Source organism: Azohydromonas sp. (assembly GCF_035325925.1).
Classification (GTDB): Bacteria; Pseudomonadota; Gammaproteobacteria; order Burkholderiales; family Burkholderiaceae_C; genus Calidifontimicrobium.
On record NZ_DAOKZA010000031.1, the window covers coordinates 14,871 to 29,050 of the forward strand.

Here is a 14,180-nt window from a genome sequence, read left to right on the forward strand (position 1 = left end):
GTTTTATCGTCAACGATAGGAAACGCAGCCCCGCATGCCCGCATCCACCAAGACCCCCCGTGCCGCGACGCGGCCGCGCGCCGCCACGGCGCGTCGCGTCACCGTGCGCCGGCCCACGCTCGGCCCGATCGGTCGCCTCGAGGACTTCATCCCGTTCAAGCTGGCGGTGGTCGCCAACCGCGTCTCGCAGTCGATCGGCCACCTGTTCGAGACGCGCTTCGGGCTGCAGATCCCCGAGTGGCGCATCCTGATGGCGCTGTACGCCTACGGCCGGCAGGCGTTCCACGAGGTCGTCGAGCGCACCAGCATGGACAAGGCGCGCGTGTCGCGCGCGCAGCGTCGGCTGGTCGACCTGCGCATGATCGAGACCGCGCCCGACCCCGACGACGGCCGCCGCCTGCTGCTGGCGCTGACCGACGCCGGCGCACGCATGTGCGCGCAGATCCTGCCCGAGGCGGCGGCGCGCGAAGCCTGGTACCTGGAAGCGCTGAGCGACGACGAGCACCGCCAGCTCGACGTCATCCTCGACAAGCTGATGGTGCGCAGCGGCGAGGAACGCGAATGAGGTCGCGCACCACGCCCCGCACCCCGCCCCGCCACGCGAAGGAGCGCCGATGACGACGACGTCCCGCCTGACCCGCGCCGCGGCGTTCGCCGCCGCGCTGCTCGCCGCCGCGCTGGCGGCGCACGCCGAGCGCGTCGACCCGCGCCGCCTGCCCGAGCAGGCGACGATGGCGCCGCTGCCCGCGCCCACCGGGCCGCGGCTGTGGCTGAGCGACCCGGCGATGAACCACCTCGTCGACGGGCGCATGCACCTGCTCGACGGCGGCAAGCTCGGCTTCGTCGCGATGCTCGGCTCGGGCTACGCCGGGCTGGTGCAGCTGTCGCGCGACGGGCGCTGGGTCTACGTGGCCACGACGTACCACAGCCGCCTGCAGCGCGGCACGCGCACCGACGTGGTCGAGGTCTACCGCAGCGCCGATCTGACGCTCAGCCACGAGATCGAGATCCCGCCCAAGCGCACGCAGGGGCTGCAGATCAAGGCGCTGACCACCGTCAGCGCCGACGACCGCTTCCTGTTCGTGCAGAACGCGACGCCGGCCACGTCGATCACGGTGGTCGACCTGCAGGCGCGGCGCGTCACCGCCGAGATCGAGAACCCCGGCTGCTGGGGCGTGCTGCCGTGGCCCGGCAACGCACGGCGCATCTCGAGCGTGTGCGGCGACGGCACGACGACCACCTACGACCTCGACGCCGGCGGCGCGCTGGCCGCCACGCACGCCGGGCCGGCGTTCTTCGACGCCGACCGCGACCCGGTGTTCATCCACTACGAATCGCTCGGCGACCGTTTCGTCTTCGTCTCGTTCGCCGGCATGGTGCACACGGTGCGCCCGGTCGACAGTGCGCTGGTGCCCGACGGGCAGCCGTGGTCGCTGATGTCGGCGGCCGAACGCCGCCAGGGCTGGCGCCCCGGCGGGTTCCAGCTGTTCGCGATCGACCCCAACGGCAAGCGCCTGGTGGTGGCGATGCACGAGGGCGGCGGCGAGGGCAGCCACAAGAACCCGGCGTCGAAGCTGTGGGTGTACGACCTCGCGAAGCGCCAGCGGTCGGGGCGGCTGCCCGGCCACACCGCGCTGTCGATGAGCTTCGGCCCACCGTCGGCGCCCGACCTGCTGTACGTGCTGTCGGCGGCCGACAACCGCATCGTGCGGCTCGACTTCGGCGGGCCTGGCCTGCCTTCGAAGGTGCAGCGCAGCGACCCGATCGGCGAAACGCCGGTGTACCTGGTGCTGCAGTGACGCCGGCGATGCCCCCCCTGCCCGCGCTCGACCCGGCGATCGGCCACGCGCTGGCCGCGGCGCTCGCGCTGCTGCTGCTCGGCGGCGCGTGGTCCAAGCTGCGCGACCCGCTGCTGTGGCGCGAGACGCTGGCCAACTACGAGCTGCTGCCCGCGCCGGCGCTGCGCCCCGTCGCCTGGCTGCTGCCGTTCGGCGAGGCGGTGTCCGGCGTCGCGCTGCTGCCGCTGGCCACGCGCGGCGCCGGCGCGCTGGCAGCGGCGCTGCTGGTGACGCTGGTCAGCGTCGCCGTCGCCGCCGCGCTGGCCCGCGGCCGCGGCGGCATCGACTGCGGCTGCGGCGGCGACACCGAGGTGCCGATCGGCCCCGGCCTGCTGCTGCGCAACGCGGCGCTCGTGGCGCTGGCGCTCGCCGCGGCGCTGCCGCCGGCCGAACGCGCGCTGGTGCCGTGGGTCGACGTGCCGCTGATCACCGGTGCCACGCTGTTCCTGCTCGGCGCCTGGGCGCTGGCCAACACGCTGCTCGCGCAGCAGCCCCGTCTGCAATCGCTGAGGAAACTGCCGTGAACGAAGCCCTGCTGGTGTCGAACGTGCTGCTGTGGATCGCCGTGCTCGCGCTGCTGGTCGCGGTCATCGCGCTGGCGCGGCAGGTCGGCATCCTGTACGAGCGCATCGCGCCGATGGGCGCGCTGATGATGGACAGCGGCCCGAAGGTCGGCGACGAGGCGCGCGTGTTCGAGCTGCCGCTGCTCGGCGGCGGCACGCGGCGGCTCGGCGGCACCGCACCGCGCGCGACGCTGCTGTTCTTCCTGTCGCCGACCTGCCCGGTGTGCAAGAAGCTGCTGCCGATCCTGAAGTCGACCCGCGCCGCCGAGCAGGGCTGGCTCGACATCGTGCTCGCCTCGGACGGCGAGGCACCGGCGCACGAGGCGTTCCGCCGCCGCGCGGCGCTCGACGACTTCCCGTACCTGCTGTCCGCCGAGCTGGGCATGCACTACCGCGTCGCGAAGCTGCCGTACGCGGTGCTGATCGACGAGTCCGGGCGCGTGCGCGCCAAGGGGCTGGTCAACTCGCGCGAGCAGCTCGAGAGCCTGTTCGCCGCGCGCGAGCTGGGCGTCGCCTCGGTGCAGGAGTACCTCGACCAACCCCGCTTCGCGAAGGAGCGCGCATGAAGATCCTGTTCGACCTGCTCGACCGTGTCGCCGAACGCCGCGTGCGCGCGTTGGCGCAGCGCACGTCGCGGCGCAGTGCGCTGGTGCGCGTGGGCCGGGTGCTGGTGGCCGGCGCGTTCGCGCTGCCGGTGCTGCCGTTCGACCGCACGCAGCAGGCGCACGCCGCCGGCGGCGCGGGCGGCGGCGGCGGCAGGAAACGCCAACCCGGCGAGTACGACTGCGACTACTGGCGCTACTGCTCGGTCGACGGCTTCCTGTGCTCTTGCTGCGGCGGCAGCGCCACCAGCTGCCCGCCGGGCACCGAGATCTCGAAGGTCTCGTGGCTGGGCACCTGCCTGAACCCGACCGACGGCAAGAACTACCTCGTCAACTACTACGACTGCTGCGGCCGCGTCAGCTGCGGACGCTGCTTCTGCAACACCAACGTCGGCGACCGCCCGGGTTACCGGCTCGGCGTCAACAACGACATCAACTGGTGCATGGCCAGCGACAGCTCGGTGTACCACTGCACGCTGTCGGTGATCGTCGGCGAGGCCTGAAGGGGAGCGAGCCATGGCGACGAAGCGCAGCGGCGCGGCGCGGATGCCCGCGCGGGCCGTGACGACCCTGGCCGCGCTGGCGCTGGCCGCCACCGCCGCGCACGCCGGGCGCGACACCTCGCGGCTGCCGCCCAACGGCCACACGCCGCAGCTCAACTACCTGCAGTATTGCTCGGGTTGCCACCGCGAGGACGGCCGCGGCGCGCCGGCCAAGGGCATCCCGAACATGCGCGGCGTGCTCGGGCACTTCCTGCGCGTCGACGGCGGGCGCGAGTTCATCGTCAAGGTGCCCGGCGTGTCGCACACGCCGCTGGCCGACAGCGACGTCGCCGCGTTGATGAACTGGCTGCTCGCCGGCATCGCGCAGCCCAGCACGCCTTCGGGGACGGCGCCGTACACCGCCGACGAGATCGCGCGCCTGCGCCGCGAGCGCCTGGTCGACGTGCCGGGCACGCGCAAGCAGCTGGTCGAGCGGCTGCACGGCATGGGGCACGCGCTGTAGCCACCCCGCGCGACCGCTACACTGCGCTGCACGCGGCGCGGTGCCGCGCCTGCGAGACCGACGCGCGTGGACACCCCCGGCAACCTGTTCGTCGTCGCCGCGCCCAGCGGCGCCGGCAAGTCCAGCCTGGTCAAGGCGCTGCTCGAGCTCGACGCGCACCTGTCGGTGTCGCTGTCGCACACCACGCGAGCGCCGCGCGGCCAGGAGCGCGACGGCCGCGAGTACCACTTCATCGACGAGCCGACGTTCAGCGGCATGATCGAACGCGGCGAGTTCGTCGAGTGGGCGCGGGTGCACGGCAACCTGTACGGCACCTCGCGCGCCCAGCTGCAGCGGCGGCTGGCCGCCGGCGAGGACGTCGTGCTCGAGATCGACTGGCAGGGCGCGCTGCAGATCAAGCAGCTGTTCGCACACGCGGTGCTGATCTTCGTCCTGCCTCCGAGCTGGGACGAGCTGCGACAGCGCCTGTTGCGCCGCGGCGAGGACGGCGCCGAGGTCATCGAGCAGCGCATGGCCAACGCGCGCGAGGAGGTCGCCCAGGCGCGGCACTTCGACTATGTGATAATCAATGCCCTTTTCGAGACGGCGCTGTTCGACCTGAAGACGGTCGTGCACTCGCAGCGTCTGAAGTACGCGGCGCAGAAGCGCAACAAGTCGCAGGTGTTCGCCGCGCTCGACCTGATCTGAACCGGAACCCGCCATGGCCCGCATCACCGTCGAAGACTGCCTGCAGAAGATCCCGAACCGCTTCCAGCTGGTGCTCGCCGCGACGTACCGCGCGCGCATGCTCAGCCAGGGCCACGCGCCGAAGATCGAGACGAAGAACAAGCCCGGCGTGACCGCGCTGCGCGAGATCGCCGCCGGCGAGGTCGGGCTCGAGATGCTGCGTCGCGTGCCGATCTGACCGCCTCGACGACCTGACGACGGGCGCCCGCGGGCGCCCGTTTTGCTTCGCGGCCCGCGCGGGCATGCGCCGGCGCAGCGCGCCGCGCGGCGGGGCCTGCTAAATTGGCGCATGGGCATCCGATCGCTGGCCGCCGAACTGCTGCCGTCCGCACTGCAGGGGCTGCCGCGCCTGAGCCTGGGCCGCGCCGCGGAGAAGTCGCCCGAAGCCGCGTCGTTCGCCGCACTCACCGACAAGCTCGGCTACCTGTCGAAGGCCGACCTGAAGCAGGTGCGCGAGGCCTTCAAGTTCGCCGACGAGGCGCATCTCGGGCAGTTCCGCGCCAGCGGCGAGCCGTACATCACGCACCCGATCGCGGTGGCCGGGCTGTGTGCCGACTGGAAACTCGACGCGCAGGCGATCATGGCCGCGCTGATGCACGACGCGATGGAGGACTGCGGCGTCGGCAAGACCGAGCTGATCGAGCGCTTCGGCGCCGCCACCGCCGACCTCGTCGACGGGCTCACCAAGCTCGACAAGCTGCAGTTCAACACGCGCGAGGAGTCGCAGGCCGAGTCGTTCCGCAAGATGCTGCTGGCGATGGCGCGCGACGTGCGCGTCATCCTGGTCAAGCTCGCCGACCGGCTGCACAACATGCGCACGATGGCCGCGATGGCGCCCGACAAGCGCGGGCGCATCGCGCGCGAGACGCTGGACATCTACGCGCCGATCGCGCACCGCCTCGGGCTGAACCAGACCTACCGCGAGCTGCAGGAACTGTCGTTCGAGCACCTGCACCCGTGGCGCCACGCGGCACTGTCCAAGGCGGTGCAGCGCTCGCGCGGCTACCGGCGCGACATCGTCGAGCGCGTGCAGGCCGACGTCACGCGCGCCTTCGCGAAGGCGCGCATCAAGGTGCAGATCGCCGGGCGAGAGAAGACGATCTACTCGATCTACCGCAAGATGCGCGAGAAGCACACCAGCTTCGCGCAGGTCAACGACATCTTCGGCTTTCGCATCGTGGTCGGCGAGCTGCTCGAGTGCTACCAGGCGCTGGGCGTGATGCACCAGCTGTACAAGCCGGTGCCGGGGCGGTTCAAGGACTACATCGCGATCCCCAAGGCCAACGGCTACCAGTCGCTGCACACGACGCTGGTCAGCCCGCTGGGCACCGCGGTCGAGTTCCAGGTGCGCACCGAGGCGATGCACGCGGTGGCCGAGGCCGGCATCGCCGCGCACTGGATGTACAAGGCCAAGGACGCGCACGACCCGAAGGAGGCCCAGCGCCTGGGCTCGATGTGGCTGCAGAGCCTGCTCGACATCCAGGACGAGACGCGCGACTCGGCCGAGTTCCTCGAGCACGTGAAGATCGACCTCTTCCCCGAGGCGGTCTACGTGTTCACGCCGAAGAGCAAGATCCTGGCGCTGCCGCGCGGCGCGACGCCGGTGGACTTCGCCTACGCGATCCACTCCGACGTCGGTGACCACACGGTGGCGGCCAGCGTCAACGGCGAGCCGGTGGCGCTGCGCACCGAGCTGAAGAACGGCGACGTCGTCGAGATCGTCACCGCGCCCGGCGCCAGGCCGAACCCCGGCTGGCTGAACTTCGTGCGCACGGGTCGCGCGCGCAGCAAGATCCGGCATTACCTGAAGAACATGGAGGCCGAAGAGAGCCGGGCGCTGGGCGAGAAGCTGCTCAAGCAGGCGCTGCGCGCCGAGGGCCTGCCGATGCCCCCGGGCGACCCGAACGACGCCGACGCGTCGGCGCTGTGGCAGCAGGTCACGCGCTGGAGCGGCAACCGCAACCGCAGCGAGCTGATGGTCGACATCGGGCTGGGGCGCAAGATCGCGACCATCGTCGCCAAGCGCGTCGCGCAGATGCTGGCCGAGCGCGGCGCGCGCCCCGACGCGGTGACGCTGACGATGGGCCGCTACGCCGCCGACGACAACGCCCCGGCGCAGGGGCTGGTGACGATCGACGGCAGCGAAGGCGCGTCGGTGCAACTGGCCGGCTGCTGCCGACCGATCCCCGGCGACGCGATCGTCGGCTACCTCGGCCGCGGCGAAGGGCTGACGGTGCACACCGCCGAGTGCAGCGTCGGCAAGAAGCTGTACGAGCGCGACAGCGAACGATGGCTGCCCGTCGAGTGGGCCGAGGAGCCGACGCGGCCGTTCGAGACGGCGGTGCAGGTGCTGGTGGAGAACGGCAAGGGCGTGCTGGCGCGCGTCGCCGCCGCCGTCAGCGCGGCCGAGGCCGACATCACGCACATCCACATGGGCGACGAGCGCGCCGGCGAGACGGTCGACCTCAAGCTGCTGCTCGCGGTGCGCGACCGCCTGCACCTGGCCGACGTGCTGCGCGCGCTCAAGCGCGCGCCGTCGGTGCTGCGCGTGCAGCGCGTGAAGCCCTGACGACGCGCCGACCCGCGCAGACCGACCGTCACGACGCCACCGACCGCCGCAGACGCCGGCGCAGCGACGACAGCGGCCGTCGACGTGGCCGACGAGCCGAACCCGCCCGCCGTCAGTGCGCCGGCGCCGGGTACGCCACCTTCAGCACCTCGATCGTCTCGACGCCCGCGGGCGTGACGAGCTGCACCTCGTCGCCCTCGCGCGCCTTGAGCAGCGCGCGCGCGATCGGCGCGATCCAGCTCACCTCGCCGGCCAGGCTGTCGGCCTCGTCGATGCCCTTGATGGTGATCGTGCGCTCGTCGCCCTTCGCGGTGGCGTAGGTCACGGTGGCGCCGAAGAAAATCCGGTCGCTGCCGTGGTGCGCCGACGGGTCGGCGACCTCGGCGATGTCGAGCCGCTTGGTGAGGAAGCGGATGCGGCGGTCGATCTCGCGCAGGCGCTTCTTGCCGTACAGGTAGTCGCCGTTCTCGCTGCGGTCGCCGTTCTTCGCCGCCCACGACACGGTCTCGACGACCTTCGGCCGCTCGACGTCGAGCAGGTGCAGCAGCTCGGCGCGCAGCCGGGCGTAGCCCTGCGGCGTGACGTAGTTCTTGCCCCCGGCAGGCAGCGTCGGCGCTGCGACGTCGTCGTCCTCGTCGGTGGCGTCGGATTCCTTCGTGAAGGCCTTGCTCATGCGCCCGATTGTGGCGCCGGCGCCCCCGGCTTCAACAGCTCGCGCGCGATGACGAGCTGCTGCACCTCGGTCGCACCCTCGTAGATGAGAAGTGCGCGGATCTCGCGGTACAGCCGCTCGACCGCCTGCCCGTGCGTCACGCCCAGGCCGCCGAACATCTGCAGTGCCGCGTCGATGACCTGCTGCGCGCCCTCGGTGGCGGCCATCTTGGCCATCGCCGCCTCCTTCGTCACGCCGCGGCCCTGGTCGCGCTGCCACGCGGCGCGGTAGGTCAGCAGCGACGCACCGTCGATCGTCGTCGCCATCTGAGCCAGCTTCGCCTGCGTGAGCTGGAAGTCGGCCAGCGTCTGGCCGAACATCCGGCGCGTCGTCGCGCGGCGCAGGCCCTCGTCGAACGCGCGGCGCGCGAAGCCCAGTGCCGCCGCGGCCACCGACGTGCGGAACACGTCGAGCGTGCGCATCGCGACCTTGAAGCCCTCGCCGGCGGCGCCGATGCGGTTCGCCAGCGGCACGCGGCAGCCCGTGAAGCGCAGCCGCGCCAGCGGGTGCGGCGCGATGACGTCGATGCGCCCGGCGACCTCGAAGCCAGGCGCACCGGCTTCGACGATGAACGCCGAGATGCCGCGGGCCCCGCCCGCCTCGCCGGTGCGCACGAACACCACGTAGACGTCGGCGATGCCGCCGTTGCTGATCCACGTCTTCTCGCCGTCGAGGATCGCCTCGTCGCCCTCGACGCGCGCGGCGCACTGCATCGCCGCGACGTCGCTGCCGGCGTCGGGCTCGGACAGCGCGAATGCCGCGATCGCCTCGCCGCGCGCGACGCGCGGCAGCACGCGCGCGCGCTGGTCGGGCGTGCCGGCCAGCGAGATCGCGCCCGAACCCAGTCCCTGCATCGCGAATGCGAAGTCGGCCAGCCCGTCGTGGCGCGCCAGCGTGTCGCGCACCAGGCAGATCGTGCGCGTGTCGATGGCGTCGCCCGCGCCGCCGTGCTCGACACCCGCGACGGCGTGGCGCAGCCAGCCCGCCTCGCCCAGGTCCCGCACGAGCGCGCGGCAGGTCGCGTCGACGTCGGCGGCGTGATCGACGTGCAGGTGCCGCGTGCACCAGGCGTCGAGGTCGCGCTGCATCGCGCGGTGCCGCGCGTCGAAGAACGGCCACGCCAGGTCGTCGGCCAGGCTCATCGCGCCCCCGCCTCAGTTGCCCTCGAACACCGGCTTGCCCTTCGCCGCGAAGGCGCGATAGGCGCGGCCGAAGTCCTCGGTCAGCATGCAGATCGCCTGCGCCTGCGCCTCGGCCTCGATCGCGGCGTCGATGCCCATGTCCCACTCCTGGTGAAGCATCGTCTTTGTGATGCCGTTGGCGAACGTGGGGCCGTGCGCCAGCTCGTGCGCCATCGCCTGCGCGTCGCGCAGCAGGTCCTCGGGCGCGCACAGGCGGTTGAAGAAGCCCCAGTGGTGCGCCTCGTCGCCGGGCAGCACGCGGCCGGTGTACAGCAACTCGCTGGCGCGGCCGTGGCCGACGATGCGCGGCAGCAGCGCGCACGCGCCCATGTCGCAGCCGGCCAGGCCGACGCGGTTGAACAGGAACGCCGTCTTGCTGCGCGGCGTGCCGTAGCGGATGTCGCTGGCCATCGCGAGGATCGCGCCGGCGCCGGCGCACACGCCGTCGATCGCCGCGACGATGGGCTGCGGGCAGTGGCGCATCGCCTTGACGACGTCGCCGGTCATGCGCGTGAACATCAGCAGCTCGGGCGCCGGCAGGCCGATCAGCGGGCCGATGATCTCGTGCACGTCGCCGCCGGAGCAGAAGTTGTCGCCGGCGCCGGCGATCACGACGGCGTGCACGTCGCCGGCGTGGCGCAGGCGGCCGAACAGGTCGCGCAGCTCGGCGTAGCTGTCGAAGGTCAGCGGGTTCTTGCGCTCGGGGCGGTTGAGCGTGATCGTGCCGACGCCATCGGCCAGCGCCCAGTGGAAGTGCGCGGCCCGCCAGTCGCCGATCGGGCGGCGGTTGCCGGCGGCGAGCGCCGGGTCGAGGGGTTTGCGTTCAGTCATGGTCATCGTCCTCGTGGTGCAGCCCGAGCCGGACGCGGCCGAGCAGGTCGTGCAACTGGTGCTTCGCGCGCTCGTCGATGCCCGACAGCAGCTCGACGACCCAGGCCTCGTGGACCTGCGCGATCTGCTCGAACGCGCGGCGGCCTTCGTCGGTCAGCGACACGCGCCAGGAGCGGCGGTCGTCGGGGTCGCTGTCGCGGCGCACGTAGCCTTCCTTGGCCAGCTCGTCGGTCAGGCCGGTGATGTTGCCGCCGGTGACCATCAGGTAACGCGACAGCGCGTTCATGCGCAGGCCGTCCGGGTGGCGGTACAGCTGCGCGAGGTAGTCGAATCGCGCCAGCGTGATGCCGAAGCGCGCGCGCAGCCGCTGGCGGATCTCGCGTTCGATGTCGGTGCTGCACGCGAGCAGGCGCAGCCACAACCGCAGCGCGAGGTGGTCGTCGTGCGCCGCGCGCGCCTCGGCGCCGATGCGGTCGTCGGCCAGGCGCAGTGCCGAGCTCGCCCGGCGCGTCACGCCGGCTCCCTGAGTGCCGGCGCCGCGGCCTGTGCCTTCTCGCGTGCGAACAGCGACTCCATCTGCCCCTTGCCCGAGAGGTACTGCTTGGGCCAGGCGACGCCGGTCCAGCCGATCTTGGCCGCCTCGGCGAGGGTCCATGCCGGGTTGGCCAGGTGCGGGCGCGCGACGGCGCACAGGTCGGCGCGGCCGGCGGCGACGATGCTGTTGACGTGGTCGGCCTCGCTGATCGCGCCGACCGCGATCGTCGCGATGCCTGCCTCGTTGCGGATGCGGTCGGCGAACGGCGTCTGGTACATGCGGCCGTACACCGGCTTCTGCTTCGCGCTGACCTGTCCGCTCGAGCAGTCGATCATGTCTGCGCCGGCGGCCTTGAACGCCTTCGCGATCTCGACCGCGTCGTCGGGCGTGATGCCGCCCGGCACCCAGTCGTGTGCCGAGATGCGCACCGAGATCGGCAGGTGCCGAGGCCACGCGGCGCGGATCGCGCCGAACACCTCCAGCGGATAGCGCAGCCGGTTCTCGAGCGAGCCGCCGTACTCGTCGTCGCGACGGTTGGTCAGCGGCGAGATGAAGCTCGACAGCAGGTAGCCGTGCGCGCAGTGCAGTTCCAGCCAGTCGGCGCCGGCCTCCGCAGCGCCTTCGGCGGCACGCACGAACTCGGCCGTCACGCGGACCATGTCGGCGCGCGTCATGCCGCGGCTGATGCGGCTGACACCCTCCAGATACTGCTGCGGCGACGCCGAGACGACCTCCCAGTGACCGTCGTCCAGCGGGTGATCGGCGCCGGCGCCGTCCCAGGGTGCGTGGGTCGATCCCTTCGCGCCGCTGTGGCCGATCTGGATGCCGAACTTCGCGTCGCTGTGCGTGTGGATGAAGTCGGCGATGCGCTTCCACGCCCGCACCTGCGCGGCGGTGTACAAGCCCGGGCAGCCGGGCGTGATGCGGCCCTCGGGGCTGACGCAGGTCATCTCGGCGAACACCAGGCCGGCGCCGCCGAGCGCGCGCGCGCCGAGATGCACCAGGTGGAACTCGCCGGGCACGCCGTCGACGGCCGAGTACTGCGCCATCGGGCTGACGACGACGCGGTTCTTCAGCGTCACGCCGCGCACCGTGAACGGGGTGAACATCGGCGGCGGCGGCCGCACGCCGGCGGGCACGTCGAGCCCGGCGCCGCGTGCGAACCAGCGCTCGAAACCCTCGAGCCAGCCCCCGTCGCGCAGGCGCAGGTTCTCGTGGCTGATGCGCTGGCTGCGCGTGAGCATCGAGTACATGAACTGCTCGGGCGGCAGCGTGTCGGCGTAGCGGCGGCCGACCACCTCGAACCACTCCATCGCGTTCCACGCCGCGTTCTGCAGCCGCAGCACGTCGACTTCGCGCAGCGCCTGGTAGCGCTCGAGCACCTCGGGAATGCGCGCCGCGTCGTGGCCGGCGGCGTCGAACTGGCGCGTCAGCTCGATCGCGTCCTCGATCGCGAGCTTGGTGCCCGAGCCGATCGCGAAGTGCGCCGTGTGCACCGCGTCGCCCATCAGCACCACCGGCTGGCGTCCGTTGTGATGCCACCAGGTGTCGCACTTGACGCGCTGGAAGTTGAGCCACGCGCTGCCGCGCAGGTGGCGTGCGTTGCTCATCAGCTTTTCGCCGCGCAGGTTGGCGGCGAAGAGCTGCTCGCAGAAGGCGATCGACTGCTGCGGGTCGGCCTGGTCGAGTCCGTGGGCCTGCCAGACGTGCTCGGGGCACTCGACGATGAAGGTGCTGGTGGTCTCGTCGAACTTGTAGATGTGCGCCTGGAACCAGCCATGCTCGGTCTTCTCGAACAGGAACGTGAAGGCGTCGTACAGGCGGTTCGTGCCGAGCCAGATGTAGCGGTTGGGCCGCGTGACGATGTCGGGCCTGAAGACTTCGGCGTACCGGGCGCGGATCTTCGAGTTGATGCCGTCGCTGGCGACGATCAGGTCGGCGTCGGGGAAGTCGGCGTCGGCGTCGACCTCGGTCTCGAAGCGCAGCTCGACGCCGAGCGCCTCGCAGCGCGCCTGCAGGATGTTGAGCAGCTTCTTGCGCCCGATGCCGACGAAGCCGTGCCCGCCCGAGCGGATCACGCGGCCCTTGAAGTGCAGCTCGATGTCGTCCCAGTGGTTGAATGCCTGCTGGATCTCGCGCGCCGTCTCCGGGTCCCACTGGCGCATGTTGTCCATCGTCGCGTCGGAGAACACGACGCCCCAGCCGAAGGTGTCGTAGGGCCGGTTGCGCTCGACCACGACGATGTCGTGCCCCGGGTGGCGGCGCTTCATCAGCAGCCCGAAGTACAGGCCGGCGGGGCCGCCGCCGATGCAGACGATCTTCATGCTGGTCTCCCGCGGCGGTTGCGTGACGCCCGATGAATTACTTTAGTTGTCAATAGTTTAGCAGATGGATTAATTTCGGCAAGCCGGTTCCGGAAGGAGCGCGGATGACCCCTCGCCCGGCGAACGGGGCAGGCGACGGCGCCCTGAATCCATGCGTCGAGTTCCATGCGTCGAGCCGTGCGGACTGCGGATCGGCGCGCAGGGGTGGCGCGATCCCGCGTGCCTGACCCGGTGCACGGCACGCGGCACGGGCCAGCGGGTCGCGCGGCCTGCGCGCCATATGCGGCGCGAGTCGATGCAGGCCGCCCGGATCGCCGCAGGGTGGCGCAGGCGCCTGCGGCCGCGCGCCCCTTTCGCCGTCGCCGTTCCACGCCAGCGGCACGGGCGAGGATGGCACCGGACGCGGCGTACCGTCGGCCCGAGACTCAGGGCCCGGCGCCGCCCGCTGGCGTCGAACGTGTCCGCCGCGACGTCACATGCCGTTCGGCGTCAGCAGCCGCATCGCCTGCTGCTCCTGGCGCTCGGCGATCTGCAGCATCTTCATCTGCTGCTCGAACTGGCGCGCCGCGGTGATCATCGCGACCATCGTCTCGACCGCGCCGACGTTGCTGCCCTCGAGCGCGCCGGGCTGCAGCCGCGCGTCGGCGTCGGCGGCGAGGTCGCCGTCGGCGGCGCGGAACAACCCGTCGGTGCCGCGCTGCAGCGCAGCGTCGGGCGTGACCAGCTTGAGGCGGCCGACGACGACGCTGGTGCCGTCGTCGCGGCTGGCGCTGACGGTGCCGTCGGGGGCGATCGACGGCCGCGTGCCCGGCGGCACCGTGATCGGCCCGCCGTCGCCCATCACCGTCAGCCCGTGGCCGGTGACCAGGTTGCCTTCGGCGTCGAGGTCCAGCGCGCCGGCGCGGGTGTAGGCCTCGGTGCCGTCGATCGCCTGCACCGCGAGCCAGGACTGGCCCTTCATCGCGACGTCGAGCGCCCGGCCGGTGGGCTGCACCGTGCCGGCCTCGGGGTTGTATCCCACCGTCGACTCGAGCGCGTAGACGCGCGTCGACGCGCCGTCGCCGCGCACCGGCACGGCACGGAACGCCGCCAGCTCGGCGCGGAACCCGTTCGTCGACACGTTGGCCAGGTTGTGCGCGAGCACCTCCTGGCGCTGCATCGTCGCCTTCGCGCCGGACATCGCGAGGTAGATCATGCGGTCCATCGCTGCTCCTTCGGCGATGCGGTTGACGGACGAGGCCGACGAACGACGGGGCCGGACGGTCCGGCGCGACGCCGACCCCTGCCCGCCGTC

15 protein-coding genes are annotated in these 14,180 nt (G+C 72.0%); 9 read left to right on the forward strand and 6 right to left on the reverse strand.

The features are described 5' to 3' along the window. Positions 1-34 precede the first annotated feature (34 nt). From PKC53_RS12325 to PKC53_RS12365, 9 genes are all read left to right on the forward strand, one after another. Positions 35-565 carry a MarR family winged helix-turn-helix transcriptional regulator gene (locus PKC53_RS12325; RefSeq protein ID WP_324428975.1) on the forward strand — a complete coding sequence of 177 codons (531 nt, stop codon included), beginning with the start codon at positions 35-37 and terminating at the stop codon, positions 563-565. Between the two features lie 49 nt (positions 566-614). Then, positions 615-1,799, forward strand: a complete 1,185-nt coding sequence (locus PKC53_RS12330) for an amine dehydrogenase large subunit (RefSeq protein ID WP_324428978.1) — start codon at positions 615-617, stop codon at positions 1,797-1,799. An 8-nt stretch (positions 1,800-1,807) separates the two neighbouring features. Next, the gene (locus PKC53_RS12335; RefSeq protein ID WP_324428980.1) at positions 1,808-2,362 is read left to right on the forward strand and encodes a MauE/DoxX family redox-associated membrane protein; all 555 of its coding nucleotides are present in this window, start codon (positions 1,808-1,810) and stop codon (positions 2,360-2,362) included. Next, positions 2,359-2,967, forward strand: a complete 609-nt coding sequence (gene mauD / locus PKC53_RS12340) for a methylamine dehydrogenase accessory protein MauD (RefSeq protein WP_324428982.1) — start codon at positions 2,359-2,361, stop codon at positions 2,965-2,967. Before PKC53_RS12335 ends, mauD begins: the two co-directional genes overlap by 4 nt. Continuing rightward, positions 2,964-3,506: a methylamine dehydrogenase light chain gene (locus PKC53_RS12345; RefSeq protein WP_324428984.1), complete on the forward strand. Its 543-nt coding sequence runs from the start codon at positions 2,964-2,966 to the stop codon at positions 3,504-3,506. Before mauD ends, PKC53_RS12345 begins: the two co-directional genes overlap by 4 nt. Positions 3,507-3,519: 13 nt before the next feature. Beyond that, positions 3,520-4,008: a cytochrome C gene (locus PKC53_RS12350; protein WP_324428986.1), complete on the forward strand. Its 489-nt coding sequence runs from the start codon at positions 3,520-3,522 to the stop codon at positions 4,006-4,008. A gap of 66 nt (positions 4,009-4,074) precedes the next feature. Then, positions 4,075-4,695: a guanylate kinase gene (gmk, locus tag PKC53_RS12355; RefSeq protein WP_324428988.1), complete on the forward strand. Its 621-nt coding sequence runs from the start codon at positions 4,075-4,077 to the stop codon at positions 4,693-4,695. 13 nt (positions 4,696-4,708) lie between these two features. After that, positions 4,709-4,912: a DNA-directed RNA polymerase subunit omega gene (rpoZ, locus tag PKC53_RS12360; protein WP_119353755.1), complete on the forward strand. Its 204-nt coding sequence runs from the start codon at positions 4,709-4,711 to the stop codon at positions 4,910-4,912. 111 nt (positions 4,913-5,023) lie between these two features. After that, complete coding sequence (locus PKC53_RS12365; RefSeq protein WP_324428991.1) at positions 5,024-7,303, forward strand: bifunctional (p)ppGpp synthetase/guanosine-3',5'-bis(diphosphate) 3'-pyrophosphohydrolase; 2,280 nt, start codon at positions 5,024-5,026, stop codon at positions 7,301-7,303. Positions 7,304-7,415: 112 nt separating this feature from the next. On the opposite strand, the gene greB is transcribed toward PKC53_RS12365, so the two are convergent. The 6 genes from greB to flgF all read right to left on the reverse strand — a co-directional run bounded on the left by greB (position 7,416) and on the right by flgF (position 14,090). After that, positions 7,416-7,976 (reverse strand): transcription elongation factor GreB, encoded by a 561-nt coding sequence (gene greB, locus PKC53_RS12370; protein ID WP_324428994.1) that lies wholly within the window; start codon positions 7,974-7,976, stop codon positions 7,416-7,418. Further along, positions 7,973-9,157 carry an acyl-CoA dehydrogenase family protein gene (locus PKC53_RS12375; protein WP_324428995.1) on the reverse strand — a complete coding sequence of 395 codons (1,185 nt, stop codon included), beginning with the start codon at positions 9,155-9,157 and terminating at the stop codon, positions 7,973-7,975. Before PKC53_RS12375 ends, greB begins: the two co-directional genes overlap by 4 nt. A 12-nt stretch (positions 9,158-9,169) precedes the next feature. Then, the gene (locus tag PKC53_RS12380) at positions 9,170-10,027 is read right to left on the reverse strand and encodes an enoyl-CoA hydratase family protein (RefSeq protein ID WP_324428997.1); all 858 of its coding nucleotides are present in this window, start codon (positions 10,025-10,027) and stop codon (positions 9,170-9,172) included. Then, the gene (locus PKC53_RS12385; RefSeq protein WP_324428999.1) at positions 10,020-10,541 is read right to left on the reverse strand and encodes a MarR family transcriptional regulator; all 522 of its coding nucleotides are present in this window, start codon (positions 10,539-10,541) and stop codon (positions 10,020-10,022) included. The genes PKC53_RS12380 and PKC53_RS12385 overlap by 8 nt, the downstream gene beginning before the upstream one ends. Next, the gene (locus PKC53_RS12390) at positions 10,538-12,886 is read right to left on the reverse strand and encodes a bifunctional salicylyl-CoA 5-hydroxylase/oxidoreductase (protein WP_324429001.1); all 2,349 of its coding nucleotides are present in this window, start codon (positions 12,884-12,886) and stop codon (positions 10,538-10,540) included. The genes PKC53_RS12385 and PKC53_RS12390 overlap by 4 nt, the downstream gene beginning before the upstream one ends. 472 nt (positions 12,887-13,358) lie before the next feature. Next, positions 13,359-14,090 (reverse strand): flagellar basal-body rod protein FlgF, encoded by a 732-nt coding sequence (gene flgF, locus PKC53_RS12395; RefSeq protein WP_324429003.1) that lies wholly within the window; start codon positions 14,088-14,090, stop codon positions 13,359-13,361. Between the last annotated feature and the right edge of the window lie 90 nt (positions 14,091-14,180).